At 68.2% G+C, this 16,355-nt stretch carries 16 protein-coding genes; 8 read left to right on the forward strand and 8 right to left on the reverse strand.

What is annotated here, in order from left to right; genetic code table 11:
* Positions 1-22 precede the first annotated feature (22 nt).
* Positions 23-361 (reverse strand): RNA polymerase-binding protein RbpA, encoded by a 339-nt coding sequence (rbpA, locus tag TX88_RS31000; RefSeq protein WP_011559900.1) that lies wholly within the window; start codon positions 359-361, stop codon positions 23-25.
* Between the two features lie 124 nt (positions 362-485).
* Here rbpA and TX88_RS31005 point away from each other — a divergent pair, with 124 nt between their 5' ends.
* Positions 486-827 carry a hypothetical protein gene (locus tag TX88_RS31005; RefSeq protein WP_044523993.1) on the forward strand — a complete coding sequence of 114 codons (342 nt, stop codon included), beginning with the start codon at positions 486-488 and terminating at the stop codon, positions 825-827.
* Here the strand turns inward: TX88_RS31005 and TX88_RS31010 are convergent.
* Positions 824-1,540 carry a hypothetical protein gene (locus TX88_RS31010; protein ID WP_044523995.1) on the reverse strand — a complete coding sequence of 239 codons (717 nt, stop codon included), beginning with the start codon at positions 1,538-1,540 and terminating at the stop codon, positions 824-826. The two genes, TX88_RS31005 and TX88_RS31010, sit on opposite strands and share 4 nt — an antisense overlap.
* Before the next feature lie 76 nt (positions 1,541-1,616).
* Between TX88_RS31010 and TX88_RS31015 the strand changes: the two genes are divergently transcribed.
* The 3 genes from TX88_RS31015 to TX88_RS31025 all read left to right on the forward strand — a co-directional run bounded on the left by TX88_RS31015 (position 1,617) and on the right by TX88_RS31025 (position 7,195).
* Positions 1,617-3,128: a carboxylesterase/lipase family protein gene (locus TX88_RS31015; RefSeq protein WP_044523996.1), complete on the forward strand. Its 1,512-nt coding sequence runs from the start codon at positions 1,617-1,619 to the stop codon at positions 3,126-3,128.
* Between the two features lie 74 nt (positions 3,129-3,202).
* Positions 3,203-5,140, forward strand: coding sequence for a primary-amine oxidase (locus TX88_RS31020; RefSeq protein WP_044523999.1), 1,938 nt, complete (start codon positions 3,203-3,205; stop codon positions 5,138-5,140).
* A 45-nt stretch (positions 5,141-5,185) separates the two neighbouring features.
* Complete coding sequence (locus TX88_RS31025; protein ID WP_044524004.1) at positions 5,186-7,195, forward strand: DUF7064 domain-containing protein; 2,010 nt, start codon at positions 5,186-5,188, stop codon at positions 7,193-7,195.
* Here TX88_RS31025 and TX88_RS31030 read toward each other — a convergent pair.
* From TX88_RS31030 to TX88_RS31040, 3 genes are read right to left on the reverse strand one after another with little or no spacing between them, the layout of a single operon-like run.
* A complete protein-coding gene (locus TX88_RS31030) occupies positions 7,173-7,400 on the reverse strand; it encodes a DUF167 domain-containing protein (protein WP_044524007.1) in 228 nt (75 codons plus the stop codon). The two genes, TX88_RS31025 and TX88_RS31030, sit on opposite strands and share 23 nt — an antisense overlap.
* A gap of 12 nt (positions 7,401-7,412) precedes the next feature.
* Positions 7,413-8,615 carry a lipid-transfer protein gene (locus TX88_RS31035; RefSeq protein ID WP_084622281.1) on the reverse strand — a complete coding sequence of 401 codons (1,203 nt, stop codon included), beginning with the start codon at positions 8,613-8,615 and terminating at the stop codon, positions 7,413-7,415.
* A complete protein-coding gene (locus TX88_RS31040; RefSeq protein ID WP_044524009.1) occupies positions 8,612-9,049 on the reverse strand; it encodes a Zn-ribbon domain-containing OB-fold protein in 438 nt (145 codons plus the stop codon). Before TX88_RS31040 ends, TX88_RS31035 begins: the two co-directional genes overlap by 4 nt.
* Positions 9,050-9,158: 109 nt before the next feature.
* Here TX88_RS31040 and TX88_RS31045 point away from each other — a divergent pair, with 109 nt between their 5' ends.
* Both TX88_RS31045 and TX88_RS31050 read left to right on the forward strand, forming a co-directional pair.
* Positions 9,159-9,728 (forward strand): TetR/AcrR family transcriptional regulator, encoded by a 570-nt coding sequence (locus TX88_RS31045; protein WP_084622283.1) that lies wholly within the window; start codon positions 9,159-9,161, stop codon positions 9,726-9,728.
* Entirely contained in the window at positions 9,725-11,215 is a 1,491-nt protein-coding gene (locus TX88_RS31050; protein WP_044524014.1) for an FAD-dependent monooxygenase, read from the forward strand. The genes TX88_RS31045 and TX88_RS31050 overlap by 4 nt, the downstream gene beginning before the upstream one ends.
* Here the strand turns inward: TX88_RS31050 and TX88_RS31055 are convergent.
* Genes TX88_RS31055 through TX88_RS31065 form a run of 3 tightly spaced genes read right to left on the reverse strand, consistent with a single transcriptional unit; the run spans position 11,148 to position 14,087 of the window.
* Entirely contained in the window at positions 11,148-12,254 is a 1,107-nt protein-coding gene (locus TX88_RS31055) for an ABC transporter substrate-binding protein (RefSeq protein ID WP_049925547.1), read from the reverse strand. The two genes, TX88_RS31050 and TX88_RS31055, sit on opposite strands and share 68 nt — an antisense overlap.
* A 37-nt stretch (positions 12,255-12,291) precedes the next feature.
* Complete coding sequence (locus tag TX88_RS31060; RefSeq protein ID WP_044524016.1) at positions 12,292-12,960, reverse strand: alpha/beta fold hydrolase; 669 nt, start codon at positions 12,958-12,960, stop codon at positions 12,292-12,294.
* Positions 12,957-14,087, reverse strand: a complete 1,131-nt coding sequence (locus tag TX88_RS31065) for an FAD-dependent monooxygenase (protein WP_044524019.1) — start codon at positions 14,085-14,087, stop codon at positions 12,957-12,959. The genes TX88_RS31060 and TX88_RS31065 overlap by 4 nt, the downstream gene beginning before the upstream one ends.
* A gap of 70 nt (positions 14,088-14,157) precedes the next feature.
* Between TX88_RS31065 and TX88_RS31070 the strand changes: the two genes are divergently transcribed.
* Both TX88_RS31070 and TX88_RS35470 read left to right on the forward strand, forming a co-directional pair.
* Positions 14,158-15,045 (forward strand): LysR family transcriptional regulator, encoded by an 888-nt coding sequence (locus TX88_RS31070; RefSeq protein ID WP_044524021.1) that lies wholly within the window; start codon positions 14,158-14,160, stop codon positions 15,043-15,045.
* Between the two features lie 10 nt (positions 15,046-15,055).
* Positions 15,056-16,355 (forward strand): 5'-3' exonuclease H3TH domain-containing protein (locus tag TX88_RS35470; protein ID WP_280113244.1); only part of this gene is annotated, 1,300 nt, incomplete at its 3' end.

Raw genomic sequence — 16,355 nt, forward strand, 5'->3', positions numbered from 1 at the left:
TATCGCGGTTTTTTTGCGCGGTTCAGCTGCCGCGACGCTTGGTCTTGATCAGATCGAGACGCTCCTTGAGCAGCTCCTCGAGCTCCTCGACGGAACGACGCTCCAGCAGCATGTCCCAGTGGGTACGCGGCGGCTTGACCTTCTTGGGCTCCGGCACGTCACCCTCGATCAGGGTGCCCTCGAGCCCGTTCCGGCACAGCCAGGTGCCGGGGATCTCGGCGTCGTCGGCGAACGGGACGTCGAACTCTTCACCGTTGTCGGTGCGGTACCGGGCCACCTGACGCGGCGCCAGGTCATGGTTGCGGTCGGTCTCGTAGCTCACGGCTCCGAGGCGACTGCCTCTCAGGACACGATCAGCCATCGTCAACACTCCTTATTTGGCGTTTTAGTCCGGATGTATCAACGCTGCACGGCGTTGCCAAGTTCCCGACTCGACCATTGATGATACGCGGGTCGAGGCGTCGGGCAGTCTACAGTCGTGACCCATGGCGATCGGTAACCACAGACGCGACCGTCCGCAGCCGTGTCGGTGGTGCGGACGTGAGGTCGCCGATGCACAGATGGGCCGCCGTCGCCAGTATTGCAGGCAGTCCTGCCGGCAGCGGGCCTACGAACAACGCGCCATGGTGAAAGGCACGTCACTGGCCCCGGATTCGGTGGTGCTCACCGCCGACGAGGCGGCCCAGCTGTCCGATCGGGTGTACCAGGTCAGGTGCGCGGCCGAGGATGTGGCCATCGCGGTCGACGAGGGTGCCGGGACGGACGAACTGCGGCAGTTGTGTGAGGCCCTGATGGAGGCCGCCAAGGCGGCCGACGGCTGGCGCTAGTCGGGCGGGCAGCTGAGCTGACGGCCGATGCCCACGGGCGGCGGAACGGGCTTCAGACAGCCCAGCGGCTCGACGCCGGAGGAGTTCAGCAGCACCGCGGACTGGTGCGCATAGTTGACGCACACCAAAGAGGTGGCGTCGGCCCGGCACCGGTAGTCGCCGAATGCCAGTGACTTGCCCTCGCTGAGTTCGGCGCCGTCGCCGTAGCCGAACCGGCCCGGATCTCCGTGCAGTGAGCCGATATCCACGGTTTCCCCGGTGAAATCCACCCAGCCGGGAATCCACTGGCCCTCGACGTCGGACGGCTTCGAAGGCAGGTCGTCGGCCTTGATCAGGCAGGCCAGTTGGCCTTCGACGTTCTTGTCGGTGGCACAGCGAGCGGTGCCCGACGGCACGACGAACGCGACATCATCGCCCAGGCTCGTGGACTGGCCGTCACGCGTGGCGGTGTGGAAGCCGGACGGTTCGACCGGGGTGCCGGCCTCGACCCACTTGATCACCCGGTTCATCGGGGTCCCGGCGGCCGGCGCCGTGGTGGGCAGCGGCGAGGTCGTCGTCGTGGTGGGCGTGGTGGTCTTGGTGTGTGGGGCGCCGGCGGGCATCGACATCCGGGGCTGCGAGTTCGGCTGCGACTCGTGCCCCCCTCCCGACGAGCAGGCCGCCACGAGGGCCGCCGAAAGCACAGCAGCCCCAACAGTCACAACGGTGCGCATACCCGCAAGGCTAGCGGTCGTGTGTCACGCCCACCGCGTGTCCGCCTACACCGGTGTAGTTCGATACGGTCGGTTCATGCACGAGCGGACTGTCCGGGCAAAGATCAGTAGCGGCATCGTCGAGGGGTTCACGCGGGACGGCGTACATCGTTGGCGCTCCATCCCTTACGCCAAGCCGCCCGTGGGCCGGCTGCGTCTTCGGGCCCCCGAGCCGGCCGAGCCGTGGCCCGGTGTGCGCTACTGCCACGGGTTCGGTTACTGCGCGCCGCAGCAACGTCGCTACACGCTCGTCGGTGTGGGCAAGCACCAGCCGATGAGCGAGGACTGCCTGACCCTCAACGTGGTGGCGCCGGAGAAACCGAACACCGACGGTCCGCTGCCGGTGATGTTCTTCGTCCATGGCGGTGGCTACATCATGGGCAGCTCGGCCACCCCCGTTTATGACGGTGCCGCGCTGGCCCGCCGCGGCTGTGTGTTCGTCTCGGTCAACTACCGGCTCGGCATGCTCGGGTGTGTCGAACTGTCGTCGCTGGCGACGCCCGAACATCCGATCGAGGACAACCTGTTCCTGCGCGACCTGGTGCTGGCCCTGCGCTGGGTCCGCGACAACGTGGCGGTGTTCGGCGGAGACCCCGACAACGTGACGATCTTCGGTGAGAGTGCGGGTGCCCACGCGGTCGCGACCCTGCTCGCGGTGCCCGACGCCGAAGGCCTGTTCGCCCAGGTGATCTCGGAGAGCCCGGCCAGCGGGATGGTCAGCTCGGCGGATGCCGCGGCCCGACTCGCGGGTCAGCTCGCCGAATTGGTCAGTCCCGATGGGGGTCCGGCGGCCGCCGCGCTCATGTCCGCCCGCCCCGCGGACCTGGGCCGGGCCCTGGAGAAGCTCATCATGCGCGGGCAGACGGACATGCCCGGCGCGTTTCCGGTCGGCCCGACGTTCGGTACCGAGTACCTGCCGGTCGATCCGGTGACGGCGATGGCCGAGGGCAGTGCGCACCGGGTGCCGTTGATCGTCGGCAACAACGCCGACGAGGGCCGGCTGTTCACGCGGTTCCTCCCGCTGCTGCCGACCAATGAGCCGATGATCGAAAAGCTTTTCGCCCGTATCGATCCCGAGGACCGTCGGCGGATCGTCGCGGCCTACCCGGACTATCCGAGCAGCGTGGCCTGCGTGCGGCTCGGTGGCGATTTCGCGTTCGCCTCGGCCACCTGGCAGATCGCCGAGGCGCACAGCAGACACGCGCCCACCTACGTGTACCGCTACGACTACGCGCCGCGCACCCTGCACTGGGCGGGACTCGGTGCGACGCACGCGATGGAGCTGCTGGCCGTGTTCGACACGTACCACACGACTTACGGCGCATTGCTGACGGCCGTGGGCGACCGCGCGTCGGCCCGGCGGGTCAGCCGGGACGTGCAACGGCGATGGCGTGCGTTCAGCCGGACCGGTGAGCCGGGCGCGGGCTGGCCGGCCTACGACAGCGACGACCGCGCGGTGTTCGTGTTCGACCGCCGGCCTCGCGTCGAATACGACCCCCGGGCGGTGCGGCGCCAGGCCTGGGAAGGGTTCACGCTCGCCGAGCACTGAATCGGCCGGAGTTCGCCTGATTCACTCTGAGCGATTTGCTGCACGGAATCCTCCGGTGTGGTTGCGTATTTGGTGTGGACTATCCCTTGGATCCGCTGTCCGCCGACGAGTTTCGCGCGGTGGCAGCGATATTGCGGCGCGAGCACGGGGTCGGGGAGGGCTGGCGGGTCGCCTCGGTGGAACTCGTCGAACCGTCCAAGGCCGAATTGGCCACCTTCGACGGCGGCGGGGCGACACCGGCCCGCCGCGCGGCTGTCATCTGCCTGGACCGGTCGGCGAACGCCACCTACAAGGGCGTGGTGTCGCTGACCGACGACCGGGTCGAGAACTTCGATCACATTCCGGGCGTCCAGGCCAACTTCACCGTCGACGAGTTCATCGAATGCGACGAGGTGCTGCGCAGGCATCCCGACGTGATCGCCGCACTCGCCAAACGCGGTATCACCGACCTGGACAACGTGTTCATGGACACCTGGACCTACGGTGACGCGGTCGCGCCGCCCGAGTACCGCGACCGTAGGATCGGCTGGTCGGACACCTGGTACAAGGACGCCCCCGGCGCCAATCCCTACGCCCACCCGGTCAGCGGTCTGCACTGCGTGATCGACATCAACACCATGGAGGTGCTGCGCGTCGAGGATGACGGCAGTTCCGAAAAACCCGATGTGATGGGCGAATACGTACCGCATCACATCCCCGAGCGGATCCGGTCGGCCTCGCGCCGCGAGCCGCTGAAGCCGCTGAACATCACCCAGCCCGATGGTCCGTCGTTCACGTTGGACGGCAACCTGCTGCAGTGGCAGAACTGGTCGTTGCGGGTCGGTTTCAACCACCGTGAGGGGATGACGCTGCACACCGTGCGGTACCGCGACGGCGAGGTGGATCGTTCGGTGGCCCACCGGATGTCGTTCGCCGAGATGGTGGTGCCGTATCGGGACTCCTCGGTGGACCATTACCGGCGGACCGCGTTCGACATCGGCGAGTGGGGCCTGGGGTTCATGACCACCTCGCTGGAACTCGGCTGCGACTGCCTCGGTGAGATCCGGTATCTGGACGCGGTTCTGCACGACAGCACGGGCGAGCCGTACACCATCACGAACGCGATCTGCATCCACGAGGAAGACAACGCCGTGCTGTGGAAGCACGTCGACCACGACGCCGGAGCCGAAGTGCGCCGGATGCGCAGGCTCACACTGTCATTCCATGTCACCGTCGCCAACTACGAGTACCTGGTCTACTGGCGGCTGTACCAGGACGGCAACATCGAGTGCGAGGTCCGCGCCACCGGGATCATGGTCACCACGCCGGTTCCGGCGGGGCAGCCGCATCCCAACGGCACCCTGGTCGACGAGCGCACCTATGCGCCGTTCCACCAGCATTTCCTGATCGCCCGGTTGGACCTGGACGTCGACGGCCCCGACAACACCGTCTACATGACGGAGTCGTACGCCGAACCGATCACTCCCGACAATCCGTACGGTCTGTCGCTCGTGGTGCGCAATCAGGCGCTGCGCACCGAGCAGGAGGGCAAACAGGACGTCAGCTTCGCCACGCAGCGGGCGTGGAAGGTGGTCAACACCAACGTCGTCAACGGCCTGGGCACGCACCCGTCCTACAAGCTGGTGCCCACCGGCGCGATCCCCGCGATGTTCGACCCCTCCTCGCCGGTGGTGCAACGCGCCAACGTCATCACCCACACGCTGTGGGTGACCCCGAACCGGCCGGACGAACGCTGGCCGGCGGGGGAGTTCGTCAACCAGTCGGTGGCCGATACCGGGCTGGGGGAATGGACCAAGGCCGACCGGTCGATCGACAACACCGACGTGGTGCTCTGGTACGTGTTCGGCATCCACCACATCACCCGTCCGGAGGACTGGCCCGTGATGCCGGTGGACGTGGTGTCGTTCTGGCTCAAGCCTTTCGGGTTCTTCGACCGCAACCCGGCGTTGGACGTGGCACCCACTCCGCCGGACGCCTGCGCCCACGGTCATGCCAAGGCGGCACATCATTAGTTGACACCTGTCATATGTGACGCGGAACACTGCTAGGTTGCCTGTGTGCAACCGACTCAGACAGCCGTACTCGACCGCCCCGAAGACCTGACCTGCGACTGGCTGACCGCCGCACTCGGCGCCGGCCAGGTCAGCGGGTTCAGTTTCGAGCGGATCGGAACGGGCCAGATGAGCGAGTGCTACCGCGTCTCGCTGAGCTACGCCGCAGAGCAGGACGGGCCGGCGTCGGTCGTGCTGAAGGTCGCCGCCACCGACCCGAGCAGTCGCCAGACCGGACTGGCGCTCGGGCTGTACGAGCGCGAGGTGCGGTTCTATACCGACATCGCGCCCGCCCTGGTGCCCGGGCCCGTGGCGCCGTGCTACCACGCCGCGATCGACACTCAGACCGGTGCGTTCGACCTGTTGCTCGGCGACGCCGTGCCCGCCGTTGTGGGCGATGAGATCCGGGGCGCCACACCCGAACAGGCCGCTGTGGCGCTCACCGAGCTGGGCCGCATGCACGGGTCGAAGCCCGGTGCCGAAGCGCTGAACCAGGCCGAGTGGCTCAACCGGGAGGCGCCGGTCAACCAAGCGCTGATCGCCGGCCTGTATGCGGCCTTCGTCGACCGCTACGCGAGCCTGATCACGCCCGAGCAGCGCCACGTGTGCGAGCGGCTCGTCGAGAGTTTCGACGCCTACCTGGCCGACGAAGGCGCATCCGGGCGGCCCCAGGGGCTGGTGCACGGTGACTACCGGCTCGACAACATGCTGTTCGGCGACTCCGGCGCCGACCGGGCCCTGACCGTGGTCGACTGGCAGACCGTCACCAAGGGGCCGGCGTTCACCGACGTCGCGTATTTCATCGGCTGCGCCCTGCCCGTCGAGCAGCGCCGCAGGCACTACGACGAGCTACTGGCGGCGTATCACCGGGCGCTGGGACCGGACTCCGCGCTGACGCTCGATCAGGTGCGCGACGGTGTGCGCCGGCAGAGCTTCTTCGGCGTGATGATGGCCATCATCTCCTCGATGCTGGTGGAGCGCACCGAACGCGGTGACCAGATGTTCATGACGATGCTCGACCGGCACTGCAGCCATGTGCTGGACACCGAGGCCCTGGATATCCTTGCGCCACCGGCGATCCCGGAACCGATGGTCCCCGCGGTCGAGGACGAGTTTGCGCATCCGCCGACCGGCGAGGAATTGTGGAACGAGAGCTGGTATCTCGACTTCGCCGACGTTGACGCGGGTTTCGGCGGCTGGGTCCGCCTGGGGCTGATACCCAACCAGGACACCGCGTGGGTGAATGTGCTGTTCTGCGGTCCGGGGATGCCGACCGTGGCGCTCAACGACTTTCACGCCGCACCGGCCGAACCGGCACTGATCACAGGTGAGGGTGTCGAGCTGAGCCTGCAGCCGGGCGAGCCGCTCAAGACCTACCGGGTCACCGCAGCGGGTACCGGGCAGGCCCATGACGATCCGGCCGCGCTGCTGCGTGGTGAAACGGGCCGGCCGGTTCCGGTGACCATGGACCTGACCTGGACGACGGTGGGAATCCCGTACCAGTACCGGATCACGCCGCGCTACGAGATTCCGTGCACGGTCTCGGGCACGGTGACCGTCGGCGAGCAGACCTTCGACGTCAACGCCGTCGCGGGCCAGCGCGACCATTCGTGGGGTGTGCGCGATTGGTGGTCGATGAACTGGGTCTGGAGTGCGATCCATCTCGACGACGGCACCCATCTGCACGGCGTGGACATCCGGATCCCCGGGATGCCGCCGATCGGGATCGGCTATTCGCAGCGCGCGGGCGAGCCGCTCGTCGAATTGCAGTCGGTGACAGCGCAATACGCGCTCGGTGCCGACGATCTGCCGGTTTCGACGACGCTGAACCTGCAACCCGGCGACATCGAGGTCGCTGTCGACATCCAGGGCCATGCGCCGGTGCTGCTGGTGGCTGCCGACGGCCGGGTCAGTCAGTTCCCCCGCGCCTGGGCCAAGGTGCGCACCGCCGACGGGCGCAGCGGGATCGGCTGGTTGGAGTGGAACCGCAACGTCAGCTCACCCGAAAACGCTTGAGCCGCGCAGTCGCTCCGGAGATCAACTCCACGCGGCTGCGCGGCACACCCAGATGCTGGGCAAGCAGCTTGGTGACGGCGTCGTTGGCCTTGCCGTCGACGGCGCGTTCCTGGACGTAGATGGTGAGCGCGCCGTCGTCAGCGACTTCGACCAGCGGGCCTTTGCGGCTGCCGGGCTTGACGCGGACGACGACGGTTTCGCTCACGCCGTCATTCTTCTACCGGGCGACGATCACCGAGGAGCCGTGGCCGAACAGGCCCTGGTTGGCGGTCACGCCGACCTTGGCGCCCTCGACCTGCCGGCCGATGGCCTGGCCCTTGAGCTGCCAGGTCAACTCGCACACCTGCGCGATGGCCTGGGCCGGGATGGCCTCGCCGAAGCAGGCCAGGCCGCCGGACGCGTTCACCGGGACACGGCCGCCGATGGTCGTCGCGCCGGAACGCAGCAGCTGCTCGCCCTCACCCTTGGCGCACAGGCCCAGGTGCTCGTACCAGTCGAGCTCGAGTGCGGTGGACAGGTCGTAGACCTCTGCCAGGCTGACGTCCTCGGGGCCGATGCCGGCCTCGGCGTACGCCGCGTCGAGGATCTGATCCTTGAACACGCGCTCCGGTGCCGGTACCACGGCGGTGGAATCGGTTGCGATGTCCGGCAATTCGGGCAGGTGCTGCGGGTACTGCGGGGTCACCGTCGAGATCGCGCGCACCGACGGGACGCCCTCCAGCGAGCCCAGGTGCTTCTCGGCGAACGACTTGCTCGCCACGATCAGTGCGGCGGCGCCATCGGAGGTGGCGCAGATGTCGAGCTGGCGCAGTGGGTCGGAAACCACCGGGCTGGCCAGCACGTCCTCGATCGAGGATTCCTTGTGGTAGCGGGCATTCGGGTTCTGCAGGCCGTGGCGGGAGTTCTTCACCTTCACCTGGGCGAAGTCTTCGGAGGTGGCCCCGTAGAGGTCCATCCGGCGCCGGGCCAGCAGGGCGAAGTACACCGGGTTCATCGCGCCGAGCAGGTGGAAGCGCTGCCAGTCGGGATCGTTCTTGCGCTCGCCGCCGACGGGTGCGAAGGCGCCCTTGGGCGTGGTGTCGGCGCCGATCACCAGCGCGACATCGCAGAACCCGGCCAGGATCTGGGCCCGGGCACTCTGCAGTGCCTGCGAGCCCGACGCGCAGGCCGCGTAGCTCGACGACACCGGCACACCGTTCCAGCCCAGCTTCTGGGCGAACGTCGACCCGGCGATGAAGCCCGGGTAACCGTTACGGATGGTGTCGGCCCCGGCGACCAGCTGGATCTGGCGCCAGTCCAGGCCGGCCTCGGCCAGCGCGGCGCGGGCGGCGACGACGCCGTACTCGGTGAAGTCGCGGCCCCACTTGCCCCACGGGTGCATGCCCGCGCCGAGGATGTACAGCGGTTCGGGAGTGCTCACGGGATCCTCCAGGCGTGGGTGGTGCGCTCGATGCCCTCGTCGTCGGTGTAGAGCGTCATGGTGGTCAGCTCCATCTCCATGCCGACCTTGAGGTCGGCGGCGAGGGTGCCTTCGACGACCTTGCCGAGCACGATCAGGCCTTCGTCGGCCAACTCCACCGCGGCGATCGCGAAGGGTTCGAACGGGTCGGTCTTCGGATACGGTGCGGGCGGGAGATACCGATTCTCGGTGTAGCTCCACACCTTTCCGCGGCGGGACAGCGGAACCAGGTCAAGGGTGTCGCTGTCGCAGGCCGGGTTGGGGCAGTTGTTCTCGCGCGGCGGGAACACGAAAGTGGCGCACTGAGTGCACTTGCCGCCGATCAGGTGAGTGGCACCGGCGTCGTCGGTGGCGAACCACCCTTCGATCGCGGGTTGCGAAGATGCTGCTGGCACGCGGCCAGCCTAAACGATCAAGACCGCAGAACTGAAACGTGTTGCAGTTTTGTCCCGCGGACCAAGATAATGGCTTGATGAGTACGAAACGGTTTCGTACTCTTCGATCATGGTTCGAGGTATGGAACGTGAGCAGGCCGTGCTGGCCGCGACAGCCGAGCTGCTGGTGGAACGGGGATATCAGGCACTGACGATCGATGCGGTGGCCGCGCGGGCCGGCGCCAGCAAGGCCACCATCTACCGCCGGTGGCCGAACAAGGCCCAGCTTGTCCGCGCGACCCTGGACGCCGCGGACGCCGCACGCAATGCGTCGGTACCCGACACCGGGGAACTGCGCAGTGATCTGTTCGCCGTGATGGACGCCATCGCTGCCGACGTGGCCGACCCGTTGACCCGGGTCACCGCGGAACTCGCAACCCTCATGCGCCACGACACGCAGCTGGCCGAGGCCATCCGCGAACATCTCGCCAAAGAGGAGCTCTCGCCGTTCCACGATGCGCTGCAACGGGCCATCGTCCGCGGCGATATCGCCGCGGGCACCGATGTCGAACTCATCCATGACGTGGCCGAGGCGATGATCCTCCGCCAGGTCCACCTCGACCTGCCGGTCGACGCGGCGTTCAGCGCGCGGCTGATCGACGACGTCCTGTTGGTCCTGCTCGGCGGTGCCCGCGGATGACCGTCGTGATCGCGGGCGCCGGGCCCACCGGACTGACCCTGGCCATCGAGCTGGCCCGGCGCGGCGTGCCCTGCCGGGTGCTGGACAAGGCCGCGACGTTGTTCCCCGGCTCCCGCGGCAAAGGGCTGCAGCCGCGCACCCTGGAGGTCTTCGACGACCTCGGCGTGATCGGCGCCGTGCTGGCCGCCGGGGAGTCCTTTCCGCCCATGCGGCTCTACCGCGGCGAGGATGTGGTCTGGGAGAAGCCGATCTACGACCTGCTGGGGCTGCCCGAGTTGGAACCCACCCCGGCGGTGCCGTACCCGTACACGTGGCTGATCCCGCAGTGGCGTACCGACCAGATCCTGGCGGCGCGATTTGCCGAACTCGGCGGGACCATCGAGTTCGACACCGAGGTAACGGGTTTCACGCAGGTCGACGACGGTGTCACGGTGCATACCGGGCGAGGGTCGATCCACGCCGACTACCTGGTCGGCGCCGACGGTGGCCGCAGCACCGTCCGCAAGGCGTCCGGGGTCGATTTCCTCGGCGGTGCGCTCACCGAGGAACAGATCATCGTGGGTGACGTGCGGGCCCGCGGCCTCGACGGCCGGTGCTGTCACCTGCTGACCCGGGACGGTGACCAGTCCACGCGGTTCTCGCTGTGGAACCTGCCGGGCAGTGAGCACTACCAACTGGTGGTGACGATGGCGCCGGGCGTCGAGATTCCGGCGCTGACCCTCGAGGGCATGCAGGAAGTGCTGCAGCACCGGTCGGGCCGCCGCGACGTGACACTCTCGGATCTGCGGTGGATATCGCTGTACCGGGTGAATCTGCTGATGGCGCAACACTTCCGGATGGGCCGGGTGTTCCTGGCCGGAGACGCCGCCCACGTCCATTCGCCCGCCGGAGGGCAGGGCGTCAACACCGGGGTGCAGGATGCCTACAACCTCGGCTGGAAACTGGCCGCCGTGTCGGCCGGAGCGCCTGACGTCCTGCTGGACAGCTATGAGGCGGAGCGCCTGCCCGTCGCTGCCGAGGTGCTGCACCTCAGCGGCCTGTTGCACCGCCAGGGATTCGGTGCGACGGGGCCCGCGCCGGCGGCCATCCACCAGCTGGACATCAACTACCGGGGAGGCCCGCTCGCCGTCGACACCGACCCGGCCGGTGCGCTACGGGCCGGCGACCGGGCACCCGACGGCCTGCTGCCAGACGGTCGCAGACTGTTCGACGTGTTCCGCGGCCCCCACTGGACGGTTCTGGAATTCGGTTCCGAACCAGTCGATTTCGGGATCCCGCAAGTGAGTGTCACACCCGGTGCCGACTATGACGTCACTGTCGGCTCCTATGTCCTGGTCCGGCCCGACGGCTATGTCGGCGCGATCAGCACCCGGGCGGAGGTCATCCGCGACCAACTGCGCCAGGCGGGGGAGACAGCCGCTATTTCAAGTGCCGGAGCAACTCGCCGCGGGACCACGGTGTCAGGCGGAACCGGCCGTCCCGGATGACTGCGACGGCCACGTCGTTCGCATCGAGCCCGGAATGATCGGTGCGCGAGAAGCGGTATTCACCCTCGGGCGTCAGACATGTCAATGAGTCCATGGCCTGCCGGACCGCTTGAGGAGCGTCATCGCCGGCTGCGTCGAGGGCTCCTGCGATCAGCTTGACGGCGGTGTATCCATCCACCGCGAACTGCGAGGGCGGTACACCGTGCCGACGCTCGAAGGGTTCGGTCAGTGTGGCGATGGCGGTCCGGGTCGCTGACCGCGGCAGGTCTGCTTCCACGACTACCAGGGACGTCGCGACGATGATGCCGTCGGCACCCGGGCCGACTTCCGCCACGAACGCGGGACTCGCGGCGCCGAGTCCCGCGACCATCGGAATGTCCAGACCGGCTGACCGGAACGCCGACGCCAACCCGGTCGCCGGTGGACCGGTGACCCACGCCATCAAGGCCTGCGCGCCGCTCGCGGCGACTTCAGCCACAGCAGGCCCGAAATCCTCGGTGTCGACCTTGACCGATACGACCACGACGGCCTCGATTCCGAACCGGCCCAGCATCGTTTCCTGTGTCGCCCACGCCTCGCGGTTGAACACGCTGTCGGAATCGAAGGCCACCGCAATTCTGGCCAGGCGGTGATGACGGAAGTATCTGATCAGCTGCGCGGCGACCAGATGCCCCGTCGGCGGAGTCATGAACACGTACGGACGGACGGGATCGACCTGGGTGTGGGCGGCTCCCGTCGATACGTACACCACCTGGCGTTCATCGGTATGCGGCAGGACCGCCAGACTCGCGTTGGAGAACGATGTTCCGACGACGGCAACGACGCCCCGGTCGGCCAACCGGTGGTAGGCGGTCACCGCACCCTGGGGGAGACTCTCGTCGTCCTCGACCGCCAGCTCTACGGGGCGTCCGAGCACACCACCAGCGTCGTTGAGCTGCTGTACCGCGAGCGCGGCGCCGTCCCGGTTCTCCAGGCCCATGTAGTTCGAGCCGGTCAGCGATGTCACCTGGCCGATCACGATCGGGCGAGGCGACGGCACGAGGGAAGGTTAGCGCGACCACCGTGACGTCGTCGGACTACCCGGCGGCGGCGCCCAGCAGGATGCGGACCAGATCGCTGTGGTTGTCGCGCATGAGGTTGTGTGCCCCGTCGAGCACGTGGGTGCGCCAGGCGGGGTCGGTGCGCACCCGCTCGAAGGTCGCGGTGAACGGTGATTCACCCTCCCACTCGGTGGCGTAGACATAGTCGAGCCGGAAGCGGGAAAGGCCGTCGCGCAGCCGGATCGGCTGCATCAACGACGCGAGCGGATGCGCCGTGGCGCGGTCGTCGAAGAACGGCAGTGGCGGTACGCCGTAGCCCGTGGCATCGACGCCGGAGTACCACATGTGTTGTCCGTCGTCGGTCAGACTCCACACCGAGTCGCCGTCTCGCGGCACGAACGCGTCCAGGTACACCAGCGAATCGACCTGCTGCGGAACGCGATCCGCGACGGCGGTGATCACCATGCCGCCGTAGCTGTGCCCGGCCAGTACCGCATCGGTCACCTGTCGGGCCTGCATCTCCGCGATCACATCGGCGATATGGGTTTCCAGGTTGACCCCGGCGTGGGCCAGGTGCGCGCGCTCGGCCACCCCGGTCAGGGTGGGCGTCAACACCCGGTGGCCCTCGGCGCTCAGTGCGGCGGCGAGATCGTCGAAGCACCAGCCGCCGTGGCACGCACCCGGGATCAGAACGTATGTGGTCATCGGGAACTCCTGTCTGCGAGGGTGTTTCGTCGATAGTCCGCGGTGACCCGGGCCAGCTCCCGGGGATCGCCGGCATGCATCGTTCGATTGGCGTGCACCACTGCCGTGGTCTCCGGGATGCGGCGGGCCTCGTAGCCGGCGACGCCGCGGCCGGCGGCCAGTTCATCGGCAAGCGCGCGGGCGTCGAGGATGGCCTGTGAACCGCCGTTGGCGCCGACGGGATACATCGGATGCGCGGCGTCGCCCAGCAGCGTGACGCGTCGAGTACCCCAGTGGGACAGCGGCTCCCGATCGACCATCGGATACTCGAACACCGCCTCGGACCGGCCCACCAGCTCGGCCGGGTCCAGCCAGTCCAGGTGCCAGCCGGACATGCGGGCCGTCACCGCCGCGGGATCGACCTGGGCGTTCCAGTTCGCGTCCCCGGGAAGCGGACCCGGTGCGGTCTCGGTGACCTGCAGCACCCAGTTCACCTGATCGCCGCCGATCGGGTACGTGACCAGCTCGACACCGTCCTCACCCTTGACGATGGCCATCGTGCGGCCGTCGAGGAAGGGTCGAATATGACTGGCGCCGCGGAACATCCGGACCCCCGACCAGGCCAGCGGCTCGGGGCCGGGATGCAATTGCCTGCGTACCGTCGAGTGCACCCCGTCCGCGCCGACGAACGTGTCGGCGGTGAACTCGCCGACGCGGCTCGCCACACGCACATGATCGTCGGTTTCCTCGAAGCCGGTGACGGCTGCGCCGGTGCGCACCGCGTCGGTACCCAGCCGGGACCGGACCGCGTCGAGCAACAGCATCTGCAGCCGGCCGCGGTGTACCGAGCACTGCGGGTATCCGTATCCGCCTTCGACTCCGCGGGGCTCACGGAACAGCAGCGCGCCGTCGGAGCGATAGAAATCGATGACGGCCGGGGTCGACGAGATGGCCAGCAGGGCCTCGCCGAGACCGAGGTCGGTCAGTTCGCGTACCGCGTGCGGCAGCAGGTTGATGCCCACGCCGAGGGCGCGGAGCTCGCGGGCGCTGTCCAGGACCGTGACGGGAAAACCTCTGGCGTGCAGGGTGAGTGCGGCGGTGAGGCCGCCGATGCCGGCTCCGGCGATGACGATCGGTCGTGTGGACATGACTCCAGCCTCGTCAGCGCCAAACGATAAGTCCAATACATAGTCCGTCCACAAACTATTCTGATTACTTATGGAATTGCGCCAGCTCGAGTACTTCGTGGCGGTGGCCGAAGAAGCCAACTTCACCCGCGCCGCCGAGCGGGTGCATGTCGCGCAACCGGCGGTCAGCGCTCAGATCCGTCACCTCGAGCGTGAACTCGGTCAGCAGCTGTTCGATCGCAGCCGGCGTGCGGTCCGGCTGACCGCCGCGGGTGAAGCCGTGTTGCCCCACGCCCGGGCGGCGCTGGCCGCCGTCACCGCCGCCCGTACCGCGGTCGAGGAACTCGGCGAGTTGGTGCGGGGCTCGGTGGTGGTGGGCACCGTGACGGCCCACGACTTCGACATGGCGGGACTGCTCGCTCAGTTCCACGCGGCACACCCGCTGGTCGACATCACGTTGACCACCGACGAGTCCGACGCCCTGCTGGACGGCCTGCACTCAGGGCGCCTCGATGCGGCCATCGTGTCGGTCGGTGCCGAACTGCCCGCCGGGTTGGCCGCCGAGGTGGTGACCGATCAGCGCATCGTCGCAGCGGTGGCGGGTGGCCATCCGTGGCACCGGCGACGCACGGTCGCGTTGCGTGATCTCGCGGACCACCCGGTCATCGCGCTGCCGACCGGCGCCGGCATCCGCCATCAGTTCGACCAGGCCTGCCGCGCGGCCGGGGTGGCCGCACGGGTCGCGTTCGAGGCGAGCACCCCGCACGCGCTGGCCGAGCTTGCCGAGCGCGGGCTCGGAGTCGCGGTGTTGCCGGAATCGGTGGCCGTCGCCCGGGCCGCGCTGCACCCCCTGCCCATCACGCCCGAGTTGCGCGGCCGGTTGGTGTTCGCGTGGCGGGCGCAGGGGCCCATGAGTCCGGCCGCCAGGGTGCTGATCGAGATGGCTCGTCGCCGTCTGCGCGTCGGTGGCCCCGCATAGAGTGAGGGCCGTGAGCCCCGCGAAGACCGAGACGAAGAACGCACCGAACCCGACCGCCGACGACAAGCCCACACTGATGCTGCTCGACGGCAATTCGCTGGCTTTCCGGGCGTTTTACGCGTTGCCGGCCGAGAATTTCAAGACCCAGGGCGGGCTGACCACCAACGCGGTCTACGGGTTCACCTCGATGCTGATCAACCTGCTGCGGGACGAGCAGCCCAGCCACGTGGCCGCCGCGTTCGACGTGTCGCGGCAGACGTTCCGCAAGGAGAAGTACCCGGAATACAAGGAGGGCCGCTCCGCGACGCCCGACGAGTTCCGCGGCCAGATCGACATCACCAAAGAGGTACTCGGCGCATTGGGCATCACCGCGATGGCCGAATCCGGCTTCGAGGCCGACGACATCATCGCCACCCTGGCCACCCAGGCCGAGCAGGAGGGCTACCGGGTTCTGGTCGTCACCGGCGACCGTGACTCGCTGCAGTTGGTCACCGACAACGTCACCGTGCTGTACCCGCGCAAGGGAGTCAGCGAGCTGACCCGCTTCACCCCGGACGCGGTGGTGGAGAAGTACGGCCTGACGCCGACGCAGTATCCGGATTTCGCGGCCCTGCGCGGGGACCCGAGCGACAACCTGCCCGGTATTCCCGGGGTGGGGGAGAAGACCGCGACCAAGTGGATCGTCGAGTACGGCTCTCTGCAGTCGCTGGTCGACAACGTGGAGAAGGTCAAGGGCAAGGTGGGGGACTCGCTGCGGGCCAACCTGTCCAGCGTGATCCTCAACCGTGAGCTCACCGACCTGGTGCGCGATGTGCCGCTGGCCCAGACGCCGGACACCCTGCGGATGCAACCCTGGAACCGCGACCAGATCCACCGGCTGTTCGACGACCTGGAATTCCGGGTGCTGCGCGACCGGCTGTTCGAGACGCTGGTGGCCTCCGAGCCCGAGGTCGAGCACGGGTTCGACGTGCGTGGCCGGGCATTGGAGCCCGGTGAGCTGGCCGCCTGGCTCGCCGAGCACAGCCTGGGTAACCGGTTCGGACTGGCCGTGGTCGGCACACATCTGGCGTACGACGCCGACGCCACCGCGCTGGCCATCGTGGCGGCCGACGGCGACGGGCGCTACATCGACACCGCCACGCTGACACCCGAGGACGAGGAAGCGCTGGCGCGCTGGCTGGGTGATCCCGGTCCGCCCAAGGCGCTGCACGAGGCCAAGCTGGCCATGCATGACCTCGCCGGGCGCGGCTGGACATTGCGCGGGGTCACCTCCGACACCGCGCTCGCCGCCTACCTGGTGCGGCCGGGGC

Origin of the sequence: Mycolicibacterium septicum DSM 44393 (assembly GCF_000455325.1) — a bacterium.
GTDB lineage: Bacteria > Actinomycetota > Actinomycetes > Mycobacteriales > Mycobacteriaceae > Mycobacterium > Mycobacterium septicum.